Annotated in this window: 9 protein-coding genes; 6 read left to right on the forward strand and 3 right to left on the reverse strand. The window is 36.2% G+C overall.

Features of this window, described 5'->3' with window-relative positions; genetic code table 11:
• Positions 1-39: 39 nt before the first annotated feature.
• Positions 40-2742 carry a cation-translocating P-type ATPase gene (locus tag BN2667_RS06525; protein WP_054252525.1) on the reverse strand — a complete coding sequence of 901 codons (2703 nt, stop codon included), beginning with the start codon at positions 2740-2742 and terminating at the stop codon, positions 40-42.
• A gap of 257 nt (positions 2743-2999) precedes the next feature.
• Here BN2667_RS06525 and BN2667_RS06530 point away from each other — a divergent pair, with 257 nt between their 5' ends.
• The 3 genes from BN2667_RS06530 to asnA all read left to right on the forward strand — a co-directional run bounded on the left by BN2667_RS06530 (position 3000) and on the right by asnA (position 7311).
• Positions 3000-3899: a Ppx/GppA phosphatase family protein gene (locus BN2667_RS06530; RefSeq protein ID WP_054252526.1), complete on the forward strand. Its 900-nt coding sequence runs from the start codon at positions 3000-3002 to the stop codon at positions 3897-3899.
• Between the two features lie 16 nt (positions 3900-3915).
• Entirely contained in the window at positions 3916-6183 is a 2268-nt protein-coding gene (gene ppk1 / locus BN2667_RS06535; protein WP_054252527.1) for a polyphosphate kinase 1, read from the forward strand.
• A 120-nt stretch (positions 6184-6303) separates the two neighbouring features.
• Positions 6304-7311: an aspartate--ammonia ligase gene (gene asnA / locus BN2667_RS06540; RefSeq protein ID WP_054252528.1), complete on the forward strand. Its 1008-nt coding sequence runs from the start codon at positions 6304-6306 to the stop codon at positions 7309-7311.
• Positions 7312-7407: 96 nt separating this feature from the next.
• On the opposite strand, the gene BN2667_RS06545 is transcribed toward asnA, so the two are convergent.
• Positions 7408-8019 carry a thymidine kinase gene (locus tag BN2667_RS06545; protein WP_054252529.1) on the reverse strand — a complete coding sequence of 204 codons (612 nt, stop codon included), beginning with the start codon at positions 8017-8019 and terminating at the stop codon, positions 7408-7410.
• A gap of 142 nt (positions 8020-8161) precedes the next feature.
• Here BN2667_RS06545 and BN2667_RS06550 point away from each other — a divergent pair, with 142 nt between their 5' ends.
• Positions 8162-9832 carry a hydantoinase/oxoprolinase family protein gene (locus tag BN2667_RS06550; RefSeq protein WP_054252530.1) on the forward strand — a complete coding sequence of 557 codons (1671 nt, stop codon included), beginning with the start codon at positions 8162-8164 and terminating at the stop codon, positions 9830-9832.
• A complete protein-coding gene (locus tag BN2667_RS06555) occupies positions 9825-11126 on the forward strand; it encodes a histone deacetylase family protein (protein WP_054252531.1) in 1302 nt (433 codons plus the stop codon). Before BN2667_RS06550 ends, BN2667_RS06555 begins: the two co-directional genes overlap by 8 nt.
• Before the next feature lie 57 nt (positions 11127-11183).
• Here BN2667_RS06555 and BN2667_RS06560 read toward each other — a convergent pair whose 3' ends face one another.
• On the reverse strand, positions 11184-12701 hold the full coding sequence (locus tag BN2667_RS06560) for an NAD(P)/FAD-dependent oxidoreductase (RefSeq protein WP_054252532.1): 1518 nt from the start codon (positions 12699-12701) through the stop codon (positions 11184-11186).
• A gap of 185 nt (positions 12702-12886) precedes the next feature.
• On the opposite strand from BN2667_RS06560, the gene BN2667_RS06565 reads away from it, so the two are divergent.
• Positions 12887-14269 (forward strand): MATE family efflux transporter, encoded by a 1383-nt coding sequence (locus BN2667_RS06565; protein ID WP_054252533.1) that lies wholly within the window; start codon positions 12887-12889, stop codon positions 14267-14269.
• Positions 14270-14315: the final 46 nt, after the last annotated feature.

The raw sequence follows: 14315 nt of genomic DNA on the forward strand, positions 1-14315 counted from the left end.
GATGGCCGTAAATTGACCATCCTTATTTAATGTCGTTTCTTATTTTTCTTTTTTATTTGAAATAACCTTATAAATTTCTCCCATAACTAATGGCAAGAAGGCACATGGTATTACTACCAACCAGCCGTCTGAGTGAATTGGAAGGGTGTCAAATAGGTCTGCTAATACTGGCACATATAAAACTGCAAGCATTAGACAGAAGGAAACTATTGTTGCAATAACTAATTTCATATTTGAAAAAATTCCCAAATGCCAAACAGTGTACTTGTCTGACCTAGCTGTGTAAGACCTTAATAACTCAGCTAATATTAAAGTTACAAAGGCCATGGTCCTTGCTCCATTTAAGTTGTCCCTGCCATAGTGTTCAAGGCCAAACCAATAGGATACTAGGGTTGCAATAGTAATTGCTATAGCTTGGATTGCTATAGTCATTGTAGCCTTTTTGTCTACAATTGGTTCGTCTACCTTTCTTGGTGGCTGGTCCATAATATCTTCTTCACCAGGTTCAACTCCTAGGGCCATTGCTGGGAAGGAGTCAGTTACAAGATTTAACCAAAGTAATTGCTTTGGTGTAAATGGAACTGGAAGTTTTAAAATTATTGCTATGAAAACAACTAGTACTTCTCCAATGTTACATGATAATAAGAAGGACACGAATTTTTTAATGTTTGAATAAATAATTCTTCCCTCTTCAACTGCTGATACAATTGTTGCAAAGTTGTCGTCTGTTAAAATAACTTCTGCAGTGTTTTTTGCAACGTCTGTTCCTGTTATGCCCATGGCTATACCAATGTCTGCCTTTTTAATAGCTGGGGCGTCGTTAACTCCGTCTCCAGTCATGGCAGTGATTTCTCCATTTTCCTTTAAGGCTGAAACGATTTGTACCTTGTTTTCTGGAGAAACTCTGGCGAAAATTCTCTTAGTCTTAACAATCTCGCGAATTTCTTCTGGGCTCATTGAGTTTAATTCCCTACCCATTATTGCTTGGTCTTCGCTTTCTGCTATACCTAAGTCCTTGCCAATGGCATAGGCTGTATCTAAGTAGTCACCTGTAATCATTATAGGAACAATTCCAGCTGACTTACATTCTCTAATTGCGTCTTTAACTTCTGGTCTAGCTGGGTCAATCATACCAGTTAAGCCAACAAAAACCATATCTTTTTCTACAAAATCTGAATCTAAATTTTCTTCTCCTGGAAGAGCATCCCATTTTTTATAGGCGTAAGATAAAACTCTAAGAGCATCTCTAGCAAAGGTCTTGTTCATTTGAAGAACTTGGTCTTTTAATTCGTCTGTAAAGTCAACTTCCTTGCCGTTTAATAAAATTTTTGATGATTTTGAAATAATTATATCTGGTGCTCCCTTAGTTAGTGAAGCAAAGCCTTCTCCAACAAAATCCTTGTGGAAGGTTGTCATCATCTTTCTTCCAGAGTCAAAAGGAATTTCTGCAAGTCTTGGATGTTTAGAATTTAAATCTTCTTGGTTTATGCCAGCTTTTTCAGAAAAAGTTAGTAGGGCTCCTTCAGTTGGGTCGCCAATCATTTGATAGGAACCTGCGTCTTCAACTAAATCGGCGTCATTAACTAAGGATGAAATTCCCATTAGAATACTAAGTTCTTCCTTGTCAGCTGGATTAATTTTTTGACCGTCAATGGCAAAGTCGCCTTTTGGGTCATAGCCTGTTCCAGAAACTTCTACAACTTCACCGTTTACATAAGACTTAACAACAGTCATTTGATTTTGAGTTAGGGTTCCAGTTTTGTCTGAACAAATTACTGTAGTTGTTCCTAGAGTTTCAACTGCTAAAAGTTTTTTGACAATGGCATTTTTTTCTGCCATTCTGCCCATACCTAGTGACAATACTATTGTTACAATTGCTGGCAGACCTTCTGGTATTGCTGCAACAGCAAGGGAAATTGAAATTAGTAAAGTTTCAAGTAGGTCCATCTTATATAAAAGACCAACTGCAAAAACTATGGCACAAATTACTAAAACTAAAATTCCTAAAGTCTTAGAAAGACCTGCAAGTTTCTTTTGTAATGGAGTTTGTTCATCATCATAAGCTAAAAGTGATGAGGCGATTTTTCCTATTTCTGTATCCTTGCCTGTTGCAACAACTAGGCCCTTACCTCTACCATAAGTTACTATTGTTGACGAATGGCCGATATTTTCCCTATCGCCAATTTCCATTTCTCCGTCATAAATGGCTTCAGCGTGTTTTTCAACAGGAACTGATTCTCCAGTTAAAGATGACTCGTCTACCTTTAAGTTTGTGGATTCAATAATTCTTATGTCTGCTGGAATAATAGATCCAGTTTCTAAAATTACTATATCTCCAACTACAACTTGGGTCGAATCAATTTCTCTCACCTTGCCATCGCGAATAATCTTTGCCTTTGGGGCAGACATTTTTTGTAGGGCTTCAATTGCTGCCTCAGCCTTACCTTCTTGGAAGACACTTAAAAGTGAATTTACAATTACAATTGCTAAAATAATAAAAGTATCCTCAATTTCACCAACAAAGGCAGAAATTATAGACGCAGCTATTAGGATTAAAATCATTGGATCCTTAAATTGGTCTAAGAATTTTGCAGCCAAGGATTTTTTCTTGCCATGGTCTAGCTCGTTTTTCCCATTTTTTTCCAGACGACTTTGGGCTTCTTGTGAAGTCAGCCCCTTTTCCTTGTCTGAATCAAGCTGGGACAGAGCATCTGGGATACTTAAGTTGTACCAGTTTTTCATACTTACCTCCATAAATAAAAAATAGCCTAAGCTTAGAAAATCTAAACTCAGGTCTTGCAAACGTAGGTTACGCGTTTAGCCGGAAAATTTTTCGTACTGACGACTAAACATTAATATGCTACTCCCCTTCATTTAAAATGATTATACCACAAAAAAGATTTTTCTAACAGAATAATTGAACTTTATATGGATTTAACATTTATCTGCTAGTATTTTGGTTATTATATAGATAAGAAAATATTTAAAAGGTGATTGAAATGAAATACGCAGTAATTGATATTGGATCAAATACAATTAGACTACAAATTTATGCAGTTGATGAATCTAAGAACATAGACTCTCTCTTAAACAAAAAAACAGTTGCAGGTCTTTCATCTTATGTTGAAGATGGCCTAATGACAAAAAAAGGTGCGGACAAGTTAGTCAAGGTTTTAAATAAGTTTATCTATATTGTCGACCACTTAAAAATAGAAAGCTTATACCTATTTGCTACAGCTGCCCTTCGTAATGCAAAAAACAGCAAGCAAATTCTCACCTATGTAGAAGAAAAAGTTGGAAAGAAAATCGAACTGATTTCTGGTGAAGAAGAAGCCAGACTTGGCTATCTTGGTATAAGAGAAGAATACAATATTTCAAACGGTTACATTGTCGACATCGGCGGTGGATCTGTAGAAATTTCCTTAGTAGAAGATAACAAGGTGGTCTACGCCACATCTTTAAAAAACGGCGCCTTGTCCTATTATAAAAATTATTCTAATGACATTCTCTTAAATAAAAAAGCCGCCAAAAATATTAAAAAGGCCATTCGCATAGACCTAGAAAAAAACAAGGTTAAGAGATTTAATAAGAGCCTGCCAATTTATGGCCTTGGCGGTTCAATAAGGGCCTGCGGCAATATTTGTCAGGAATACTTTGACCTGCCATCTAACAGCCATCTTTACAAGGACTCTTTAAAGAGCCTGAGGAAGGACTTGCAAAACAAGGACCCAGAGCTAACAAAAACTATTTTACAAGTTGTGCCAGAGAGAATTCACACCATAGGCCCTGGAGCTATTGTCTTATATGAAATTTTTAGATACCTAAATGCTTCAGACTTGTATATAAGTAAAAACGGCGTTCGCGAAGGTTATTTAAAGGACAAACTTGCAAATAAGTAAATTAAAGGAGTAAGAAATGTCTGACGAGAAAATTAATAGTGGAGAAATTTTAGAAGAAGAGAAAAATACTCTTCAAGTCTTGGACAGAGAGCAAATAAAAAAGTCTAAGGATATTTTTAAGTATTCAAAAAACCGAGAACTTTCTTGGTTGAATTTTAATAAAAGAGTTTTAGAAGAGGCCTTAGACCCTGCTACTCCAGCCTTTGAGTCTTTAAAGTTTATAGCCATCTTCACTTCAAACCTAGAAGAGTTTTATAGAGTTAGGGTTGGATCCCTATCTGATCTTAGCTATGTCTTTAATAAAAAACTAGACAACAAAACAGGCATGAGCCCAGAAGAACAATTAGCAGCAATTTATAAGGAAACTGCTTCGCTACTTAAACTAAAAGACAGGGTCTATGAAGATGTTATAAGTGACTTAGAAAAATCTAATATCTACGACCTAGACTTTGACTACCTGACAAAAAAAGAAAAGAAGTTAGTCACTGACTACTACAAAGATTTTGTCGAGCCAGTTTTATCTCCCCAAATAATTGACTCTAGACATCCCTTTCCCTTTATTGAAAATAACAGACTTTGTATAATTCTTGAGCTTAAGGACAAAGATGACAAGGCCTATGCCCTAGTCCAAGTTCCTGACAAGATAAAGTCCTTTATAAAGCTAAATAGAGAAGATGGCCTGGCTATAATTAGGATTGAAAATATTATTAGGGCCAATATAGAAGCAACTTTGGAAAATTATCCTATAAAGAAGTCTTACATTTTTAAAGTTACAAGAAATGCAGATATTAATATAGAAGATTATTTAGAAGAAGACGAAGATATCTATAAGAAAAAAGACTACAAGAACTTTATGAAGGCCATTTTGAAAAAAAGATCCAGGCTCCAAGTTGTGGACCTAGTTGCTAATGAGCCCCTGCCAAAAAACTTGGAACATTTTTTTATAAACAACCTTCAAATTTCCCAAGACCAAATTTTTTCAAGTTCTGCTCCCCTAGTAATGGATTATGTCTTTGGCTTAGAAGACCTAGTTAGAGAAAAGGATTTAGAAAAGCTTCTCTACAAGCCCTTTAGCCCACAGACAAATCCAATGATAGACAAAAATAAAAGTCTATTGGACCAGGCCTTGGAAAGAAATTTTCTTTTTATCTACCCTTACGAAGACATTGACCAATTTATCCAGCTTTTAGACCAGGCTGCAAGAGACCCTAGGGTTTTTGCTATTAAAATTACAATTTACAGATTGGCAAAAAATTCTAAAATCGTAAGAAGTCTTTTAAGAGCCTTAGACAATGGCAAGGAAGTTACTGTTGTAATGGAACTCCAAGCCAGATTTGATGAAGAGTCAAATATAAATTATTCTGAAGTCTTAGCAGATGCAGGTTGTAATATAATCTACGGCATTGAAGGCTACAAGATCCACTCAAAAGTTATGCAAATTTCCCTAGAAGACCAAGGTCAAATAAAATTTATCAACCAAATTGGAACAGGCAACTACAACGAAAAGACTTCAAGGCAGTACACAGACTTAAGCCTAATAACAGCTAACCAAGATATATCAACAGATGTGTCTAATCTCTTTAAAAATATTAATATTGGCAATGTAAATGGCTACTACCAAAGTCTATTAGTCTCTCCTGTCTCTTTTAAAAGCAGACTTATGGACCTAATAGACAGGGAAATTGAGAAAAAAGAAAGAGGCAGAATATTTTTTAAATACAATTCCTTTACTGACAAGGACCTAATTATAAAACTTTGTCAGGCCTCAATGGCTGGCGTCCAAGTTAGACTTATAATCCGCGGGATCTCTTGTATGAGACCAGCTGTCTCAGGTTATACAGACAATGTTGAAATAAGGTCTATTGTCGGCAGGTTTTTAGAACACCCTCGAATTTATATTTTCGGCGATGGCGATGAAGCCCAAGTCTTTATTGGCTCAGCTGACCTAATGACTAGAAATACTGAAAAGAGAATTGAAGTAACTAGCCCAATAAAAGATCCACTTGTAAAAGAAAAAATTATAGCCTATATGGAAGGCCAATGGGCTGACAATACCAAGGCCAGAATTATGACCAAACATGGAATCTATGAAAAAATTCCTCTTTCTGAGTCAGATATCCTTATAAACTCCCAAGATTCTTCTATGGACCAGGCTATAATAAATGCAAAAAGTATTCCTATAAGAAATGAAGCAAATGATCCTAATAAAAATAAGGAGACTCAAAGAAAAAAATCTCCTTGGCAGAGCCTTTTAGATTTTTTCGCCAATATTTTTAAAAAGTAGCAATAATTCTTTGTCCTTACTTAAAAACCTCTAAAAGTTTTTACTATAAATTAATTTTTCTTGCAAGGACTGAAGATATCCTATATAATTTATTTTAATTTTAAAAATAGAGGTGTAAAAATGGCATTAATATTACCAGCAGGCTATGACCCTGTTTTAACTATAAGAGAAACCCAAGAGGCTATAAAATTTATTAGAGATCTTTTCCAAAAAGAATTTGGCAGGCAGATGAACTTAGAAAGAGTTTCTGCTCCACTTTTTGTAGAAAAATCTTCTGGACTTAATGACAACTTGTCTGGAATTGAAAGACCAGTTCGCTTTGACATTAAAGACATCCAAAGAGAGGACATTGAAGTTGTTCAATCTCTAGCCAAATGGAAGAGAATGGCCCTAGCAAAATACGGCTATAAGCCTGGGGAAGGCCTTTATACAAATATGAACGCCATTAGAAGAGACGAAGACTTAGACAACCTCCACTCATCTTATGTTGACCAATGGGACTGGGAAAAAGTTATAAGTAAAGACCAAAGGACCAAGGAAACATTAAGAGATGCAGTTAGAACTATTTTCAAGGTTATCAAGCACCTAGAACACGGAGTCTGGTACAAGTATCCCCAGGCAGTAAATAAATTAGCTGATGATATTTTCTTTATCACATCAGAAGAACTTTTACAAAAATATCCTGACAAGACTCCCAAGGAAAGAGAAGATTTAATTGCCAAAGAATATGGCTGCGTCTTTATTGAAGAAATTGGCAGCAGGCTTTCAAACGGAAAGCCTCATGACGGTAGGGCCCCAGACTATGACGACTGGTCCTTAAATGGAGATATATTATTTTGGTTTGAGCCACTAAAGTGCGCCTTGGAAATTTCTTCTATGGGCATAAGAGTTGACGAAGAAGCCTTAGAAAGACAATTGGAACTTGCTAACTGCCAAAATAGAAAGTCCTTTGACTACCACAAAAAACTTTTAAATGGAGAGCTTCCTTACACCATTGGCGGCGGCATTGGCCAATCTCGTCTTTGTATGCTCTTACTTAAGAGGGCCCATGTTGGCGAAGTCCAAGCCTCAATTTGGCCAAAGGAAATGATTGAGACTTGTGCTGACCACAAAATTTATCTTTTATAAAAACCAATGTAATTAATTCCCTGAGTATAAGCTTGGGGAATTTTTTTATAAATTTTTCCATTAAAAAACTAAGTCTCTTAAACTTAGTTTTAAAATTTATTTAATTTCCAAGGCCATTTGGTTTTTGTTTACTTCTCTTTCCTCTTCTTCTCTTACCTTTTTATAACAAGACCTGCAAAGAGGTTCGTATTCGCTTTCTGCTCCAATAAGGACCCTGTCTCCGCCTGCTACCTTCCTGTGAGAAACCCAGGCGTCAACTCCACACATGGTACAAACTGCGTGGTGCTTGTTGACATAGTCTGCATAGGGCATTAGCTCTTTAATTATTTCAAAGGCTTCAGCATTGTAGTCCATGTCAAGACCTGCAAGAACAACTGTAAGACCACGGTCTAAAATTTTTAAAATCCCCTGTCTAACTTCTTCGCCTTGGCCTGATAAAAATTGGACTTCATCTATGCCAATAACCTGAAGATTTTTTTCTTCTACGTCCTTAATTATTTGGTCAATTGTCTTTACACAAGTTGCTGCTAAGCCTTCTTCGTTGTGGACAGTAATTCTGTCTCCACCTCTGGTGTCAACTAAAGGTTTGTAGGCGCCAACCTTGTAGCCAGCAATTTTAAATCTGTTTAAATCTTTTTTTAAGCTAGATGTCTTTCCTGAAAACATTGAACCTGTATGAATAATAAGTTTTCCTTTGTATTGATGCATTTTTTCACTTCCTTATTTCTTATTATAAAAAAAATTATTTTATATTCAAGACTTGTAAATTTTCACCTACTGTGCTTAGGTCAGAATTTTTTCAAAAAACATTTTTATTTTTCTGCTATACTTAATATAAAAGGAGGTTCAAATGCTTGTAGGAATTGATATTGGTGGTTCTAATATTGACGGAGTCTTAGTTGATGGAAATAAAATTTTAAAAATCGTAAAAAATCCTGTAGACAAAGACAATTTATTGGCCACTATAAAGACAGCTATTTTTCAGTTAACTGCTGACCAAGATGTAGAAAAAATTGAAAGAATAAATTTATCTACAACCTTGTCTACCAATGCCATAATTGAAAATAAAATTTCTGAGGTCTTAGTTATAATCCAAGAAGGACCTGGCATGGTTAATGATTTCGAGGAAAAAATTCCCTATTTAGAAAACTTTGACGGCTATGTTGACCATAGAGGCAAAACAGTTGTGGACTTTGATGTGGGAAAAGTTGTAGAAATAAAAAATAATGAGGCTTATAAAGATATTGACAGCCTAGCCTTGGTTACAAAATTTTCTACTAGAAATCCGGAGGTTGAAAATAAATTAAAAGACCTGCTTGCAGATGATTTTTCATATATTTCTCTAGGCCACAAAATGTCTGGCAGATTAAACTTTCCAAGGCGAGTTTATTCAAGCTACTTAAACTCAGCTGTTGCCAAAGTTTTTGTTAGCTTTGCAGAAAATATTCAAAAAGCCTTGGCCCAAGAAAAAATTTTCGCTCCCCTTTATATATTAAAGGCAGATGGGGCAACAATGACTTTAGAAGAAGGAAAGGATAGACCTATTGAATCGATTTTATCTGGCCCTGCTGCTTCCTTTATGGGCATGACAGCCTTGAGCCAAAGTAAAGACGATGAAATTTATTTAGACATTGGTGGCACAACTACAGATATTTTCTTTTTAACAGATGGTCGTCCTCTTTACCAGCCTCTTGGCATGGAAATAAAATCTATGAAGACCCTAGTCAAAGGCCTTTATAGCAAATCTATCGGCTTAGGTGGTGACTCTTATGTCCGCCTTGAAGGTAAGCAAATTAAAATTGGTCCTGAGAGAAAAGATAGGCCCCTAGCCTTTGAAGGTAACTATCTAACCCTAACTGATGCCTTTAACGCCCTTGGTCTTTCAGACCTTGGAGATGTAAATAAATCTATAAGTGGATTAAAAATCTTAGGAGACCAAATGGATTTAGCTTATAAAAAACTGGCAGAAGAAATTTTAAATAAGGCTGCGAAAATTATTTTCGATGAAGTAAAATCTGACCTAGAAAAAATAAATTCTAAGCCTCTTTACACAGTAAAAGAAGTTTTGGAAAATAAAAAACTTCAGCCTAAGAAGATAAAATTAATTGGCGGTCCTGCTAAAGCTCTGGCTCCCTTTATTGAAAGTGCCTTTGGCCTTGAGACTCAAGTTCCAAAATATTTTCAAGTTGCCAACGCCTTGGGAGCCTGTCTATCAAAGCCAACCTTTGAAGCAAACTTACAGGCCGACACTAAGAGGGGCTATGTAAATATTCCTGAACTAGGTATTTATAAAAAAATTCCTGGCACTTTTGATTTAAAGGCTGGAGAAGAATTAATTAAAGAAGAAATTTTAAAAAAAGCTAGGGACCTTAAACTTGAAGATCCACAAGTTGAAATTTTAGAGGCCTCGTCTTTTAATATGGTTGACTATTATTCTTTTGGACGAAATATTCGCATCAAGGCCCAAATCCAAGGAGGGCTTTTGTATAATTTATGGGACCAAGGTGATTGTAATGACTAAAGATAAATTAGGGCTAGTATTCTTTCCTGCCTTTGACTGGGCCATAAGTCCAGACCATCCAGAGAGAGAAGAAAGACTTTTATATACTATGGACCAACTTATGGAAGAAGGCATAGAGGACCTAGACCAAATTCAAATGTACAAACCTGACATTGCTGAGCCAAAAGACATTGAAAGAGTTCACTTTTGCGTGCCAGATGTTAAGTCTCGCCTAAGTAAGTCCCATTTAGTTTCTATTGGCGGAGTCATCAAGGCCTTTGACTTATATTTTTCTGGTCAAGCTTCTAAGGCCTTTGCCCTTGTTAGACCGCCAGGCCACCACGCCCACAAAATCGTCTACGGAGACCGTGGTTTTTGTATAGCCAACATTGAAGCTGTTGCCCTAGAAAAAATGAGACAAAAATATGGAAATTTAAAAGTTGCCATTGTAGACACTGACTGCCACCACGGAGATGGAACAGAAGATATTTATTATAATGACAAGGACACTTTATTTATTTCCATCCACCAAGACGGCCGAACTCTTTTTCCTGGCACTGGTTATCTTGACGACCTAGGCGGACCTTCTGCCTATGGCTACAATATAAATATTCCCCTGCCTCCTCAAACTGGAGATTCAGGCTTTTTATATGTTCTAGAAAATGTCATTATGCCAATTCTCGATGACTTTAAACCTGACCTAATAATAAATTCTGCTGGCCAAGACAACCACTATTCTGACCCGCTAACCTCGATGAATTTTTCTGCCCAAGGTTATGGCAGGCTTAATAAAATTTTAAATCCTGACCTGGCAGTTTTAGAAGGTGGCTATTCAATTGAAGGAGCCCTTCCCTATGTAAACTTGGCCATAGTTCTTGCCATGGCGGGCTTAGATTTTTCTCATATAGTTGAGCCTGACTTTAATCCATCTAAAGTTGCCCAAGACCCTAAGGTCACAGCCTATATCAAAAATATTTCTAGAGAAGTTATGTATAGGTGGAAAAACAAAGAAGCCCTGGCCAAAGAAGTTTTTGCAGATGCCAAAGTTGTAAGAAAGGAAAAGCAAATTTACTATGACACAGATGGAATACTAGAAAAACAAAGTCGCTACTTCCACAGGTGCACGTCTTGTTCAGGCCTTGATATAATTCATTCAGAAGACGACAGGCTGACCTTTGTAAAGGCGATAACTATTCCAAGAGATGCCTGCCAGGCTTGCGAAGAAAAAGCCTATGAAGAATTTTCCAAATCAAAGGAGCATTTTAACTTTGTCTACTTGCAAGACAAGAAAAACGACAAGTACTTGAGCAAATAAAAATTAAAATTTACAAAGACAAACCCAGAAGAATTTTTCCTCTGGGTTTTCTTAAATCTATTTATCTGTCCTTGCAATTAATTTTTCTGCAACTCTTAGACCGTCAACTGCTGCTGACATAATGCCACCTGCATAGCCTGCCCCTTCTCCTGCTGGATAGATGTTTTTTATAGAAGATTCAAAGTTTTCGTCTCTTAAAAGTCTGACTGGTGACGAAGACCTGGTTTCTGGTCCCTTTAAAATCGTTTGAGGATTATCAAAGCCAGAAATTCTCTTTCCAAAAACTGGAAGAGCTTCTAAGAGAGCCTGGCCCACAAAGTCTGGCAGACATTTTTCTAAATCTGATCCCTTAAAATCTGCAATAGTAGTTTGAGGAATTTTATAGCCGCCCATTAAATCAAAAGCCTTTTTTTCATAAGTTTCTTGGAGATCACAACCAGCAAGGGGATGGTCTGATGGAAAGTCTTCCTTTCTCACATCTACTAAAATTCCTGCGTTGGCAAATTTTTCATCTCTGGCGTGGTAGGACATGCCGTTAGTTAGCACTTGGCCTGGGGCAGATGACGATAAAATAACTCGACCACCTGGACACATACAAAAACTATAAACTCCCCTACCTGCCTGAGTCTTTGTCGAAAGTTTATATTCAGCTGGCCCTAAGATTTCAGCAAGACTTGAATTTCCATACTGGGCCTTATTTATTAATTCCTGCTGGTGTTCAATTCGAACTCCCATGGAAAATTGTTTTTGTTCCATGGAAAGCTTTCTTTCGTAGAGCATTTTAAAAGTGTCTCTAGCTGAATGACCTAAGGCCAAAATTAAATGGTCTACTTCCATTTCTTCTCTTGTACCATTTTTTTCAACTAATATAGACCTAACTTTATTTGCTTCATCTAACTTTATGTCAACAAGCTTGGTTGAAAATAAAACTTGGCCGCCTAAGTTTATAATTTCATTTCTAATGTTTTTTACAACGCCCTTTAAAAGGTCTGTGCCAATGTGGGGCTTGTGCTTGTAGAGAATTTCTTCTGGCGCTCCAAAATTTACCAGTTCTTTAAGGACTTTTTGGATTCTCGGATCTGAAATTCCTGTTGTCAATTTCCCATCAGAAAAAGCTCCCGCACCTCCTTCACCAAATTGAACATTAGACTCTGCTTTAAAATCTCCACCTGCCCAAAAATTTTCAACGTCTACAGTTCTTTGGTCAACATCTGTACCTCTTTCAATAATTAGAGGCTTGTATCCCATTTGCGCAAGTAAAAGGCCTGCAAAAATTCCAGCTGGACCAAAGCCAACTACGACAATTCTCTTATCCTTTGAAAGATTTTCCTCTGGCCAGACATAGGTCCTATCTGGTGCAAGATCTAACTTTAAAGATTTTTTGCAAGTAAAGTCAATGGTGTAGACAAACTTTATGGCAGATTTTTTTCTGGCGTCTATTGACTTTCTAACTAGCTCATAATCACTTATGTCAGAAGTTTTTATCCTAGCCTTTTTGGCAATTTTCTCTATTAATTTATCTTCACTTTCTCTTAGGTCTAGTTTTATTTCGTTAATTCTATATTTCTTCTTCATTGTATATTCCTTTTTATATTCTAAATCTAATGATAACAGATTTTTTAACTTTCTACACTTGGCTTTTTATATTTTTTTAATTTTTCCAAGGCCTAGCTAGGCTTTTTTATTTTATAAAGTCTTTGCTATAATTATTTCTTTGTACTATAATTATTTTTACGACAAATTTTTTAAAGGAGGTAAAAATGAAAGAATTAGACAAAAATTTTATTACTCAAGGCAATATCAGTAAAGTTATAATGACCCTGTCCCTGCCTTTGATGTTTAACAACTTAATTAGAACTTTATACAATCTTACAGACGGACTTTTTGTAGCTAGACTTTCAGCTGAAGACTTTGCAGCTACGTCCTTCGTTTGGCCTTTAAATTCAATTTTCATTTCTATAGGCATTGGAATTGGAATTGGTGCAACGTCTTTAATCTCCCAACAACTTGGAGCAAAAAATTATAAAAAGGCCGACATCTATGCAGACAATACAATTTTAATGATTTTTATCCTGGGAATTTTAACCTCTTTTTTAGGTTATTTAACTGCCCCAACTTTTTTATACTGGATGGGCGCCAGAGACAGCTTTTTAATTAAAGCAACAACCTACCTACAAATTTCCTTTTTCGGTTTGTTTTTTGACTTTATGTTTTTTGCCTACCAAGCTATTTTAAATGCAGAGGGCATGACCAAGGATATAACTAGAATGAGTGTCCTTTCGTCTCTAGTAAATGTAATTCTAGATCCAATTTTTATTTTTGAAAGAGTTCCCCTTCTTAACCTACCTGGTCTCAACTTGGGAATTTCTGGAGCTGCTTGGGCGACAATTGCATCAAAGTTTGTCCTTATGCTTTTGGCCATGCGAACAGTCCATAGCAGATCAAATATTAGAATTTCCTATAAAAATAATCAAAGAGACCTTAAGGTAATGAAGGAGATTGGAAAAATCGCCTTCCCAACAGCAGTTGGTTATTCAGGATCATCCTTTGGCTTTACTGTTATGCACGGCTTTATCCAATCCTTTGGCACTAACACTATGGCAGCCTTTGCAATTGGAAATAGGGTCACTGACCTAGTTACTCAACCACAAATGGCTATTGGAACTGCCCTTACTTCAATTATTGGCCAAAACATTGGAGCTGGAAATATAGAAAGAGTAAAAGAAGTTTTTAAGAAGGCCATGCTAATAGTTTTATCTATTTCCCTAGTGTCTTCTCTAATAGTTTTATCCTTCCAAAGCCAGCTTTTAAAATTATTTATCAAAGATGGGTCTGACCCAGAAATTTGGAGACAGGCTTCTGAATATATAGTCTTCTCAGCCTTTATAATATTTTTTATGGGCTTTTATTCAGGCTTTACTGGCTACTTCCAAGGAATTGGTCAAACTAAGTATTCTATGTTTATGTCCATAGGCAGACTTTGGTTTATTCGTCTTCCACTAATTTGGTCTTTAAACACTTTTACAAACCTAGGGCCAAGGGGAATTTGGATTTCCATGGTAGTTTCAAACTTTTTAACCTGCCTTTACGCCTATATTGTCTATAAAAAAATAAACTTGAACAAATTAGCCCCTAAAGCTTAAAATATTTCACTTTAACCTTTTACTTTTTACCTTAATTGGTTATACT

The organism is Neofamilia massiliensis, from assembly GCF_001299475.1.
In the GTDB taxonomy this organism is placed as follows: domain Bacteria; phylum Bacillota; class Clostridia; order Tissierellales; family Peptoniphilaceae; genus Neofamilia; species Neofamilia massiliensis.

What these genes read in the sequence shown, in the direction of transcription:
- BN2667_RS06525 (WP_054252525.1), bottom strand. Translation starts at nt 2,742, where the DNA reads ATGAAAAACTGGTACAACTTAAGTATCCCAGATGCTCTGTCCCAGCTT.
- BN2667_RS06545 (WP_054252529.1), bottom strand. Translation starts at nt 8,019, where the DNA reads ATGCATCAATACAAAGGAAAACTTATTATTCATACAGGTTCAATGTTT.
- BN2667_RS06560 (WP_054252532.1), bottom strand. Translation starts at nt 12,701, where the DNA reads ATGAAGAAGAAATATAGAATTAACGAAATAAAACTAGACCTAAGAGAA.
- asnA (WP_054252528.1), top strand. Translation starts at nt 6,304, where the DNA reads ATGGCATTAATATTACCAGCAGGCTATGACCCTGTTTTAACTATAAGA.
- BN2667_RS06530 (WP_054252526.1), top strand. Translation starts at nt 3,000, where the DNA reads ATGAAATACGCAGTAATTGATATTGGATCAAATACAATTAGACTACAA.
- BN2667_RS06555 (WP_054252531.1), top strand. Translation starts at nt 9,825, where the DNA reads ATGACTAAAGATAAATTAGGGCTAGTATTCTTTCCTGCCTTTGACTGG.
- BN2667_RS06565 (WP_054252533.1), top strand. Translation starts at nt 12,887, where the DNA reads ATGAAAGAATTAGACAAAAATTTTATTACTCAAGGCAATATCAGTAAA.
- ppk1 (WP_054252527.1), top strand. Translation starts at nt 3,916, where the DNA reads ATGTCTGACGAGAAAATTAATAGTGGAGAAATTTTAGAAGAAGAGAAA.
- BN2667_RS06550 (WP_054252530.1), top strand. Translation starts at nt 8,162, where the DNA reads ATGCTTGTAGGAATTGATATTGGTGGTTCTAATATTGACGGAGTCTTA.